Genomic DNA, 11532 nt, shown 5'->3' with positions numbered 1-11532 from the left:
GCGAAATGGCAGTTGGATCAAAAGATCTCAGCATCGACAAGCTCGTTGAGCTCTCAGATGAGGCTCTCGTAGAAGAGCTACGCAAGTCGAAGGAGGAACTGTTCAACCTCCGTTTCCAGGCAGCCACCGGTCAGCTTGAAAATCCCGGTCGTATCCGTTCCGTAAAACGCGATATTGCACGTATTTACACCGTGTTGCGTGAGCGTGAACTCGGTATTCGTCCCGCAACCGAAGGTGAAGCCAAGTGAGTGAAGTAATGAACGAAGAGCGCGGCTACCGCAAGACTCGCCGCGGCTACGTAGTGTCCGACAAAATGGACAAGACCGTAGTTGTAGAAGTCCAGGATCGTGTAAAGCACGCGCTATATGGCAAAGTTATGAGCCGTAACTCAAAGATCAAGGCACACGACGAGCAGAACTCTGCTGGTATTGGTGACCTCGTTCTTTTGGCAGAGACTCGTCCGCTCTCCGCTACCAAGCGTTGGCGCGTTGTCGAGATTATCGAAAAAGCTAAATAGTCTTTTCAGATAGTTCTCTGCGAACATACGAAAGAGTCCTCTCTTCCGGGAAACCGGAAGAGAGGACTCTTTCGTTTAAGCACCTGCAAAAAGCTCTACACCACATTGAGCTGAGATATATCTGAACGTATATATAAGGAACGCTGAGGAGAATAGCCCGCACCCGCAGAATTACCCAATAAGGCCAGAAAAATATTACGAAATAGGTTAAAAACCTTTGTGTCTTAGCCTTATTTAAAGATAAGGTTAGGCTTTGTTTATATATTGGTTATGGTCAACTATGGGGCGGAACAATGACTTCAATTAACCGGCGTTTTTTCTTAGGAACAGCAGGAGTCTCAGCACTATTGTTGAGCGCCTGCGGATCTTCCTCTAAAGAAGACCCCACCACAACCCACAACTCCTCAGAAACACGCACTGTCACCGACGTTGAAGGGCTCGAAGTTGAGGTCCCTATCAACCCACAACGCATCATCACCCTTTCAGAACCTACATTAGACGCAACCTTAGCGCTTGGACTAAAACCTATCGGAACCGTCGCCGGCCGCGGACAATCCACCGTCCCTCATTACCTCTACGAAAAAGCCTCCGACATTGAGCTACTAGGTTCAGTCTCCGAACTCAACTATGAGGCCATCGGCAAAACATCACCCGACCTCATCCTTGCCGACGGAACCAGCATCAACAACAGACCAGACATTCTCGAGATTCTGCGACAAATCGCACCGGTAGTCTTCTGCGGTTATGCCGGAGGCCCCTGGAAAACTAACTTTGAAAATGTCTGCAACGCTGTCAACAAAGTTCCCGAAGGAAAGAAATATATCGAAGACTACGATACTTACGTAGCGCAGACTGCCGCAGAACTTAAAGACCGTTACGCTGATAAAACTTTCTCTATCGTCCGATGGCAGGGGAGCGGGCCCTCCCTCATCCTCAAAGAACTTCCGGCAGGACAAGCCCTCGAATCTTTAGGGCTCAAACGCCCTCACGACCAAGACATGCTAGGACGCGGGCACTCAGAACCAGTCTCCCTAGAGAACATGGCACGCATCGATGCTGACTACATGTTCCTTGGAACTCTCGGTGGAGCTAGCCAAGAGAACCCACACTCAGACTCCACCGCAGACCTTGAAGGCGCACAAGAAGCCCTCAAAAGAGCAGAACAAACCTCAGGCTTTACCGATTTACGAGCTTACCGAGAAAACCACATCATTCTGGTTGACGGATCACAATGGACATCTACTGGAGGCCCGCTACTGATGCGAGGCATCGTCGAAGACGTCAAAAAATCTCTCTTATAAAACTCCCACAACACCATCCTCTAGCAACAATTTTCAAACCCACTACCTTGATGGACGTACCCCATGCAAACTAACTCTTCATTGACTAAGGTCACTCGTTATACAGCAGTAGCCGCCTTGGCCGCTGCGTTAGTTGGCGCTCCCGCGATTGCCCCAACATACTCCCTCTCCGGAAATACCGCTATCGCCCAAGAAACACCAGCAACAAAAACACTCTCCGTGAGTTCCACTGCAGACGCTGAGGGTAAAATTACCGTTATTGGTCGTGGATTCACCTCAGCAGCAGAAGGCCGCGGCGCTGTTGTCGCCCTAAAATTCGATGCTGGAGGTGTCACTAATCTTGAATCTATTGAACACCCCCTCACCGGCAAAAAAATCCCTAACAAAACAGTTAACTTTGTCGTAGTAGCTCAAGAAGATGGAAGCTTTGAAGCTAAAGTTCCTCTCCCATCACCCTCAAATAGCACAGTAAAAGAAGCCGACTGGGCAGAAGGAACTACACATAATCTCACCGCACTCGTCGGCTCTCTCGGACCGCAAGACGTCCCAGGCAACGCGATGGTAGATTTCACTGTTGCTTATGCGCCTCAAGACACCGAAGACCAGTCCTCATGGACACACCTTCAGGTCGGGGACGCTCAACTTAATATTCGCCCCTATACAACTGGCGAAAAAATGCGCATCACAGGAACAGGCTGGCTTAAAGAAAATGGAACTGAAGGGTCCGTCGTCGTTCTAAAACTGGAGTCCAGCAGCGACGGAACTTTCTACGAACGCCCCGATAACTCTGCACAAGCACAATACTTAGGATCCTTAGGGTTATTTGACCTCGGTAATGACCACACCGCATGGATGCTAGTAATGCCAGATGCACAACAGGTCAACGAAGAAAAAGGTATCTCTCTTGTCAAACCAGACGGCTCTTTCGACATTACCTTTGACGTACCTGAAGCCTTAAAAAATGGTTCTACCGGTCAATACCTCGCCGTTCAAGCGCTCTCAGGTCGTTTTGCCCCTGGCGATACTCGTCGTTCAGCAAAATCTCAACCAATTCCTGTCAACGGTGTAGCTGCACAACCACCCCAAAAAGAAGAACCTACCGAAAAATGTGTTTCTTCCGAAACTAAGCCAAGCGCACATTTTGAAAAGGACACTGTCGCACCAGGAGGAACATTACACCTCCTAGGAAAAGGATGGTGTAACGAAAATGGTGCAGGAGCAGCACGACTAGCTATCAAAATTGACGATGCCGCTATCTCACGTCTAGATACCTCCGTACATTCCAACAAAACTATTTGGACTATCGTGGATGCAAACCCCACAACCGGAGAGATTGACGCGCACATTCAACTTCCGCAAGCAGACGGTTCAGATAGCTCACCGGCACTTACTGAAGGCGCACACTCATTGCGTCTACTGTCAGGCTCTCTTAAAGCAGGAGACATCCATGTTTCCTACGGTGGTCCTGGCGTCCTTGACTTCATTGTTGGTGCATATTCACCAACGACCATGCCAGATGTGCTCTCTGATAGTGAGCTAACCGCTCAAACGCAGAATGAGGTTACCGTCAAAGAATCTCAAAGGAAAGTGACCGTTCATGTTCCTCATGCACAACCACGACAGTGGGTGCACATTACCCCCTATATTGACGGTTCTTCTCGCGCAACATGGTCTAGTGGATGGGTTCAACTAGACGACAACCGAACCATGGAATACACCTTAGAAGAAGGCCTACCTGCGGGACACTACAAAATGGTGGTTCAAGACGGCGAACAAGCTACCTTTGGTCAGCTTCTTGGCTGGGCAGAACTGGAGCACACCACAAACGAGCAAAAGAATTCTGTTCAAACGCCTGTCACAGAACAACCACACACGCCGATGAACCCAGAACATCATGATTCTGCTATTGGCGGCGAGAACACTAAAAACGGTACTGCGCCAGCTACCGAAGGTTCTTCCACCCAGCATAATACTGGTGCCACAACGTCCTCTTTATCTCGAGCTACGTACAATAACGCATCAGCGCCTGTTTATTCTCCCGTACCGAATTCCTACGAAACAATTGCTGTGGCACCACCGAAGAAAGTGACGCGTATTGTTCGTGCCGCTTCACTGGCACAAGCTGCACAATCAGAAAAAACTGCACAAGCGCAAAAAAATCAGCGGGAAGAGGCTCACAAGAAGACCGTGGCAGCTCCCTCACCCACGAAAAAAGCATCTGCTTCGGCCTCACCAGCTCCTCACTCGTCACCTGCTATCGCCTCAACTGAAGCCACTGGGGTAGAAAAATCCTTCTGGGATAACACGGCTTCTGTCAATAACTTGCTCCTAATTGGTGCTGGCATTGTGCTTCTTGGCGCAGTCGCTATTCCTCGTAAAAAGCCCTTACGCTAACTCCGCATAATACTGTGAAAGTAGATGGCATCTAATGATGAAACTTTTCTCCCCATTAAAAACATTCTTCTTAGCACTGCTAAGCGTTCTCGCCCTCATGACGGGTATGAGTGTGGCGTATGCTCTTCCTCCCGGTGGAGCATCACCAAACACACCGGGAACAAGCTCTACCGTATCTCCTACAACAGTACGAGCTGGCGACACCGTATCTTTTACCGTGAGCGGATTCCCCGCACATGAGCAAGTACGTGTAAAAGTTGATGACGGCGCGGCTTGCCCTCGTGACGCCGCTCAAGGTGCGTGTGTTGTTCATCAGCAAAAGAGCGACGGAAACGGAAATGTTCGTGGTTCCTTCTTACTTCCTCGTGACCTCGAAGAAGGAGAACACACCTTACGCTTCTTGGCAACCGAAGTAATTCGTAATGCCTCAGGAGAACAGCAAGGAACCAAAGGATACTCTAATCAGTCTCCGGTCTTCACCGTTGTTGGGGTGAATGAAAACTCTGCAGGAGGCACCGTCATCAGCTTGACTCCTGACCAAGTAAACCAGCGTGACCACCAGAACAACAGCTCTGGAGATCACTCCACACAGAACCAGAATGACCAGAATACTCAACAGAAAAACTCTGGTAACAATACTTCTGATTCATCCAATAACGGAAGTTCCGAGCACCATTCTGACGAGAAGAACTCTTCTGGAGAACATTCTGGCCATCAGCACAATAATGCCTCCTCTGATAGCAACGAAAATGTTGAAGAAGAAATTGTCTACACCGACGCAGACGGAAACGTTATTTCTCGCGAAGAATATGACAAACTCATGGCTGCTTCTGAAAACAAGGACAAGAAACCTGCATCATCTAGTCCTTCTGCTAGTTCATCTGCTTCTTCTTCAGCAAAGCCCTCAGCATCTTCGGCAACACCTTCTGCAACTACTGATGCGGTAGCACAAGAGAACTCTTCTAAAGTAACTGAAGAATCTGGAAATAGTGTCCCTTGGATTGGTATTGGAGCATTCCTTGCAGCGTTGATTGCTGCTGGAGTTATTGTCTTCAAACGTCGTAACGAAGCATAAAATATCTCTTGCTGAAAGGGTGGCCGGTGAGTTCTCCTGCCCAGACCGTACGGTATACGCAACGTATCCGTTGGATCATACTATTCGTAGTATTAAGCTGTATCGGAATAGTGCTCTCTATTCTCTTCGGCTCGCATTCACTCACCTTGCACGACATCTGGTCAGCCTTGACCGGCCACTCTTCTGGCATTGAAGAAAAAATTATTTGGGAACAGCGTATCCCTCGCACTCTTCTAGCAATTCTTTGTGGCGCAGCTTTAGCGGTCTCGGGGTCACTCATGCAATCTCTCACCCGTAACCCCCTTGCCGAGCCTGGCCTATTGGGAATCAATGCTGGTGCGTCGGTAACCGTTGTATTATCGGTGATTTTTTGGGGAGTGCTCAGTATCGGTCACTACCTCATTGCCTCTTTTATCGGTGCTAGCATCGCAGCTGTAGCCGTGTACTTTCTAGGTCAAGGGACGAGCCGTTCTATTGTGCGTTTAGCTTTAGCCGGTGTTGCTATCTCTGCTGCATTAAGCGCCTTAAACCAAGCACTTATTCTTAGCAATCAAGACGCATTTAACGAGTTTCGTTTCTGGGTAGCCGGATCTTTAGAAGCTAGAGATATGTCTATTGTGTATGCTGTTGCCCCCGTTATTGGGGTAGGCCTCATACTTGCCTTCGTCGTTACTCCCGCCATACATGCTCTATCACTTGGAGAAGAAGCCGCTATAGCATTGGGTGTTCATGTGAGAAGAACACAGTTTTTATCGCTTCTGGCGGTAACCTTACTGGCTGGATCTGCAACAGCCGCTATCGGGCCGATTTCTTTTGTCGGTTTAGCCGTTCCCTTTATCGTTCGTTATGTGTTAGGTAATGACGTCCGATGGGTGACTAGCGGTTCAGCTCTTGTTGGCCCACTCTGGCTCTTACTAGCAGATGTTATTGCACGCATCATTATTGCTCCTCAAGAAACCCAAGTAGGAATTATCGCCACACTTGTGGGCGCCCCACTATTTATTGTGTTGATGTCACGCAGGAAGGTCGACGCACTATGAAAAATGTGTCAAAACCCTTGCGAATTCACGACAACCTTGCTGGTCAAAAAGTTCTCAGTGTTTCTGTTGGTTTAGTTTCTTGGCAAATAACCTGTCGCGTATTGGTCTACTGTCTAACACTGTCATTACTGATCATTGCCATGAGCTTTTGGGCCATGCTTCAAGGAGATTATCATCTGAGCCCGTTACAAGTTCTTCAAGCTTTTTACGGTGAAGGTAACAGGCTCGGCATATATTTTGTGACTGAAGTACGTGCTCCACGTATTATCGCTGCCCTCATCGTCGGCGCTGCACTAGGAATTTCTGGAGCAATCTTTCAAGGCATATCAGGAAATTCTCTCGGCTCTCCAGACATCATCGGTTTCACCAACGGGGCAGCTACGGGTGCCCTTATCACCATTATCCTAGGTAACGCCACACCACTAGAAATTGCGGTGGGCGCTGTTCTAGGAGGTTTTGGAACATCACTGGCTGTCTGGTTCTTAACACGCCATACGGGTTTAAGAGGGTTCCGCCTCGTGCTTATCGGTTTGGGCCTTGGGGCAACTCTTTCGGCGGTGAATTCTTTGCTGGTGGTACGAGCCTCTCTCACTCAAGCTCAAACTGCAGCATCATGGCTTGCCGGATCATTGAACACTATGAACTGGAATAAAATCATTTTTCTTGCAGTGTTCTTTACCGTACTCGTACCATTCTTGCTCCTACTTGCTCGCCCTTTAGATATTTTGAACTACGGTGATAACGTGGCATCCGGATTAGGGGTGAACGTTTCTACCATTCGAGTTCTTGCCCTTTTCGTTGGAGTGATTCTCGTATCCTTAGCTACCTCTGTGACCGGTCCGCTAGCTTTTGTGGCTCTAAGTGCACCGCATATTGCACAAAAAATTGCTAAGAAGCGAACGCTCTTCGCGGCAGGACTGACCGGTTCTACTCTAGTTCTTGGCTCTGACCTTATCGGACAATACGCCTTCAATATGACGCTACAAGTAGGCGTTGTGACAGGAGCTCTTGGCGGACTCTACCTCATCTACCTCATTGCAACGGAACGGAAGAAATAAGAATCTATGGAACAGCACGTAGCATCACGTCTTGAAGCCCATGATGTATCCGTCGGTTACGGTGAACATCGCGTCATTGAGGGGGTAGACTTCAAGGTTTTAGAAGGTGAACTTACCGTTATTCTCGGCCCTAACGCCTGTGGAAAGTCCACGCTCCTCAAAACTCTTGCGCGGGTTATTCCTCACCAAAAAGGTGAAGTATATCTTGACGGACAAAAGATGTCGGGTCTGAAATCAAAGAACATTGCACAGATTCTTGCCATGCTTCCTCAAACACCTCAAGCACCTTCTGGGGTGAGTGTTTTTGACGTCGTTTCTCGAGGACGATACCCCCACCAGAGTCTGCTCAGCTCATGGAGTGAAGAAGACGAACAAATCGTCATTGATGCGATGAAAGCTGCAAATGTTTTTGAACTTGCTGATCGCCCTATCGAAGCACTTTCAGGAGGACAACGACAACGCGTCTGGATTGCGATGACTTTAGCTCAGCAAACACCGCTCATCCTACTCGACGAACCAACCACATACTTAGATATTACTCATCAAATCGAGGTTCTTAACCTTACCCAACGCCTGCACCGGAGCGGACGAACTATCGCTGTTGTCCTACATGATTTAAACCTCGCCTTCCGCTATGCAACGCATGTTGTACTCATGAAAGACGGAGCAATTATTGCTCAAGGGCAACCACAAAAGATTGTTACTTCAGAGCTCATCCGCAAAGTCTTTGACCTAGATTGCATGATTATGCAAGACCCCTACACCGGTACACCCATGGTTGTTCCTGCCGCAGAACAAGAAGACCACGTATAGAAGCAAAAATACCCGTGAAGAATATCTCGAAGACTACCCAAAACAATGCCGCAGATACATCAGAGCAAGCCTTAGCAAGCGCTCGCCGAACGCCCCCTAAAATTGCGCGCCCAACACCTCTAGCGCAAGTTTCTTCTGCTGTTATCGATACGATACATAAGAATCTTCACCACGCAAAAATAACAACTGATGAAGCAGCAGAGAGCCTTTTAGCTATTGCTCAGCAGGGGAGTCCTCTCATAGAATCAGCTTCGTCTGACGATGAGCGTATCGTGACCTTCCTCTACCATGATCGGCAAGCTGAACAGGTGCTGATTTTTGTGAATCGTCTAACGGATGAGAAAAATATTGACGATTCTTTAATGAAACCTATCGGAAAGACCGGTTGGTTTAGTAAAAGCTTCTTGATGAAGACCAACTGGCGGGCATCCTATTGTTATATTCCCGCTTATGCAGGTCAGACTCCGGCTTGGGTTACACAAGGACAGCAGGTTCGTTTACGCGCAGCCTTAGACTCTGGTTATGCTGATATATACAATCAGCACCGGTGTCTCAACCGTGCAGGTAAAGAACTAAGCGTCGTATCTTTATCTGAAGCCCCCGAACAACGGTATTTACCGGAGATGGAACAGCTCCGTTCTTTAGCTAAACCCAAGTGGGTGCAGGCTCCCGAAGACCGCCAGATACTCGTACACTCTTTACCTCACGCGACAAAAGATTCGCCGATAGCTCTTGTCTTCGACGGTGAGGTATGGCTGTCGATGGGTCTTCAACTGATGCTTGAAAGTGCTTTTGCTGAAGGCGCATTAGACCCTATGCACGTAGTGTTTGTGCATTCGGGAGGTAGAGAACGGCGTTGGGCTGAGTTAGACGGTACAGCACCTATGGGACAGTATCTGATATCGTCTTTGATTCCGTGGCTTGAAGAACAATATGGTATCGGTATATCTCGTGGCTCTTTGATGGTGATGGGACAGTCTTTGGGAGGGCTTTCTTCCTTGTTACTTGCCCTAGATTATCCTCAAGAAGTTGGTGCTGTGATTTCCCAGTCTGCTTCTTTATGGCAACCAGTTGTTGCTGATTCCTTGCAACGTATTCTGGCTGAAAACAACCAAGAACGTTTATCTCACGTGTATTTTGAGATTCAGGTAGGAGCCCAAGAATGGGTTTTAGAGCCTCCTCACCATGTTTTTGTTCGTCAGCTTCAAAAAACTCCAGCTACCGTGAACTTCACTATTTTTAACGGTGGACATGACTACGCGTGTTGGCGTGGAGACCTCATTCCGGCAATAATTCGAGCTCAAAAATATATGGCGCGAAGGAAAGACCATCATGACTCATAATATTTTTCGTTCTGCTTTAATTCCTCCTCCAGCTATACCAGAGCAGTACGCTCAACGTTATCGAGAAGAAGGCCTATGGATTGATCAGACACTCCCCGAATTTTTCGTGGAGCAATGCCAGCGTCATGCTGAATCTCTTGCTGTAGTTGGGCACTCACATACTTTATGGGAAGAGAAAACTCCTCCGACTATTCGATGGACGTATGCCGAACTTTCTCAGCACGGGTGGGATATTGCCTCTCGTTTGCGTGCTGGAGGCGTTCGTCCCGGAGATAGGGTGCTTTTACAATTACCGAATATCGCTGAATATATGAGTGCGTTGCTCGGTATCTTTTACGCGGGGGCTTTACCCGTCTTTTGTATGCCTTCACATCGGGAGCGAGAGCTATCTCATTTTGCTCGTAAGACTGATGCTGCAGCGCATATCTTTTCTTCTCGTGTACCTGGAATGGACCTATCAGCAGTCTATTCTTCTTACTCTCAGATACTTCGTGATGAGGGGAGAATTCCCCCACTTGGATATGATGTTTGTCATCCGTGGGAGCTTGAAGAGCAAGAACATCTGCAAGAGTTAACAACTGTGATGAATACTTCTGCGCAGAGGAAGAGCGAACAAGTTGCGTTCTTACAACTGTCTGGAGGAACCACTGGTGTTTCTAAACTGATTCCGCGCACTCATGCTGATTATTTATATTCGGTACGAGAATCTGCAAAGATTTGTCAGCTACGAAGTGATAGTACTTTTTTGGTGGTGCTTCCTGCTTCACATAATTTTACGATGAGTTCTGCGGGAATCCTTGGGGCAATGTATGTTGGCGCAACCATCGTCTTTGCTGCAGATCCGAGCCCGCAGACTGCGTTTTCTCTTATTGCTCAAGAGAATGTTAAAGTTGCGGCTTTAGTCCCTCCGTTAGTGCAAGCGTGGATTGCTTCTGCACAACGACGTACCCCTGATTTGAGCTCTTTAGAGCTTCTTCAAGTGGGTGGAGCCAAGCTATCACGGTCTGTTGCTCAAAATATTAAACCTGTGCTGGGGGCAACCTTACAACAAGTCTTCGGTATGGCTGAAGGCCTTGTTAACTACACGCGTGCAGAGGATAGCGATGAACTACGATATAACACTCAAGGCAAGCCCATCAGCGCCTTTGACGAAATACTAATCGTGGATGACCACGATAACCCTGTTTCGGTGGGGGTCTCTGGGCATTTACTGACTCGAGGACCTTATACGATTCGTGGTTATTATGATGAGCCTGCCATTAACGAGAAAAGTTTCACTGAAGATGGGTTTTACCGTTCTGGGGATATTGTGAAATTACATCCCGATGGAAGCCTAGAAGTGACAGGACGTGCCAAAGACCAAATTAACCGTAACGGCGAAAAAATTGCGGTTGATGAGATCGAAGATTTGGCGTTATCTCACCCTAAAATCTATGACGCTATTGCGTTAGGAATCCCGGATAAGACTGTTGGCGAACGCGTCTGTTTGGTAGTTGTTCCTTATCCCGGAGAACATTTTGAGGCGAATGCACGTGAAGAGCTTCAACACTTTTTCACAGAGCAGGGACTTGCCTCATATAAGATTCCTGAACGTGTAGAGGTGATGCGCTCTTTACCGACAACAAAAGTTGGAAAAATTTCTCGAAAAGATGTGCGAGCTCAGCTACTCGAAACATTGTCATACTCATAAAAAATCTTTGAAAGGAATATCTCATGACTTCTGAGAACACGTTACGTTCTATTCTTCAGAAATACCTTCACGATGCTGACTCTCTAGCACGTGCTTTTGATGAACCCCAAACAGATTTATTTACTTTAGGGTTGGATTCGATGGGTGCTTTTGCTCTCTTAGATGACCTTGCTCAAGCTGGTATTCATGTGGAATTTACCGAATTGGTTGCAGACCCCACAACAGCCTTTTTAAGTTCCCGTTAATTTCTATATTTTTCTATAGCTTTCTCAGCAGTCAGCTGAACGCTCACCATAAAAAT

The 11532-nt window shown here is 47.7% G+C and carries 11 protein-coding genes; all 11 read left to right on the top strand.

Annotation, left to right across the window (positions count from 1 at the left end):
- Nucleotides 1-5 precede the first annotated feature (5 nt).
- The 11 genes from rpmC to ACN083_RS00410 all read left to right on the top strand — a co-directional run bounded on the left by rpmC (nucleotide 6) and on the right by ACN083_RS00410 (nucleotide 11476).
- Complete coding sequence (gene rpmC, locus ACN083_RS00460) at nucleotides 6-248, top strand: 50S ribosomal protein L29 (RefSeq protein ID WP_419100875.1); 243 nt, start codon at nucleotides 6-8, stop codon at nucleotides 246-248.
- Entirely contained in the window at nucleotides 245-517 is a 273-nt protein-coding gene (rpsQ, locus tag ACN083_RS00455; RefSeq protein WP_419100874.1) for a 30S ribosomal protein S17, read from the top strand. Before rpmC ends, rpsQ begins: the two co-directional genes overlap by 4 nt.
- Nucleotides 518-810: 293 nt before the next feature.
- The gene (locus ACN083_RS00450; RefSeq protein ID WP_419100873.1) at nucleotides 811-1818 is read left to right on the top strand and encodes an ABC transporter substrate-binding protein; all 1008 of its coding nucleotides are present in this window, start codon (nucleotides 811-813) and stop codon (nucleotides 1816-1818) included.
- Between the two features lie 63 nt (nucleotides 1819-1881).
- Nucleotides 1882-4212 carry a hypothetical protein gene (locus tag ACN083_RS00445; RefSeq protein WP_419100872.1) on the top strand — a complete coding sequence of 777 codons (2331 nt, stop codon included), beginning with the start codon at nucleotides 1882-1884 and terminating at the stop codon, nucleotides 4210-4212.
- A gap of 34 nt (nucleotides 4213-4246) precedes the next feature.
- A complete protein-coding gene (locus ACN083_RS00440; RefSeq protein WP_419100871.1) occupies nucleotides 4247-5287 on the top strand; it encodes a plasmid partitioning protein in 1041 nt (346 codons plus the stop codon).
- A 26-nt stretch (nucleotides 5288-5313) separates the two neighbouring features.
- Nucleotides 5314-6327 carry a FecCD family ABC transporter permease gene (locus tag ACN083_RS00435; protein ID WP_419100870.1) on the top strand — a complete coding sequence of 338 codons (1014 nt, stop codon included), beginning with the start codon at nucleotides 5314-5316 and terminating at the stop codon, nucleotides 6325-6327.
- Nucleotides 6324-7385, top strand: coding sequence for a FecCD family ABC transporter permease (locus ACN083_RS00430; protein WP_419100869.1), 1062 nt, complete (start codon nucleotides 6324-6326; stop codon nucleotides 7383-7385). The genes ACN083_RS00435 and ACN083_RS00430 overlap by 4 nt, the downstream gene beginning before the upstream one ends.
- A 6-nt stretch (nucleotides 7386-7391) precedes the next feature.
- Nucleotides 7392-8198 (top strand): ABC transporter ATP-binding protein, encoded by an 807-nt coding sequence (locus tag ACN083_RS00425; protein ID WP_419100868.1) that lies wholly within the window; start codon nucleotides 7392-7394, stop codon nucleotides 8196-8198.
- Between the two features lie 14 nt (nucleotides 8199-8212).
- Complete coding sequence (locus tag ACN083_RS00420) at nucleotides 8213-9541, top strand: alpha/beta hydrolase-fold protein (RefSeq protein ID WP_419100867.1); 1329 nt, start codon at nucleotides 8213-8215, stop codon at nucleotides 9539-9541.
- The gene (locus ACN083_RS00415; protein WP_419100866.1) at nucleotides 9531-11231 is read left to right on the top strand and encodes a (2,3-dihydroxybenzoyl)adenylate synthase; all 1701 of its coding nucleotides are present in this window, start codon (nucleotides 9531-9533) and stop codon (nucleotides 11229-11231) included. Before ACN083_RS00420 ends, ACN083_RS00415 begins: the two co-directional genes overlap by 11 nt.
- 23 nt (nucleotides 11232-11254) lie before the next feature.
- The gene (locus ACN083_RS00410; RefSeq protein ID WP_419100865.1) at nucleotides 11255-11476 is read left to right on the top strand and encodes a phosphopantetheine-binding protein; all 222 of its coding nucleotides are present in this window, start codon (nucleotides 11255-11257) and stop codon (nucleotides 11474-11476) included.
- Nucleotides 11477-11532: the final 56 nt, after the last annotated feature.

The organism is Rothia sp. CCM 9418 (genome assembly GCF_048512825.1).
GTDB lineage: Bacteria > Actinomycetota > Actinomycetes > Actinomycetales > Micrococcaceae > Rothia.
Note: the sequence above shows the minus strand (reverse complement) of the source record. Positions and strands in the feature narration are given on the sequence as shown.